The 338-nt window shown below is 77.8% G+C and carries 1 protein-coding gene; it reads right to left on the reverse strand.

Annotated features, from left to right (window positions below; genetic code table 11):
• A partial coding sequence (locus GTW43_RS38205; protein ID WP_237536740.1) for a hypothetical protein occupies window positions 1–338 on the reverse strand: 338 nt, incomplete at both ends.

Raw genomic sequence — 338 nt, forward strand, 5'->3', positions numbered from 1 at the left:
GGACCGGGCTGGATACGGGTGTCGATCGGGAATCTGGAGGGGGTGCGGGGGGTGGTGCAGGTGCGGGTGCCCGTGGTGGGGGGTGGTGGTGCGAGTGTCACGGGCGTCGCGGCTGTCGCGGGTGCGGTGGTGGTTCTGGGCGTCGCGGCCGTCGCCGGGGTGGCCGTCGCCCCGAGCGGGAGGATCGCAGCCGTCGCGGCGAGCGTGGCCGCGGTGGCGGCGCGGGCGGTGGCGGACAGGGCCGTGCCGGTGCGGGCGAGAGCGGACCGCGCCGTAGCGGTGCGGGCGGTAGCTGACAGGGCCGTGCCAGTGCGGGTGGTGGCGGACCGGACCGTGGC

It is taken from the genome of Streptomyces sp. SID5785 (assembly GCF_009870065.1).
In the GTDB taxonomy this organism is placed as follows: Bacteria; Actinomycetota; Actinomycetes; order Streptomycetales; family Streptomycetaceae; genus Streptomyces.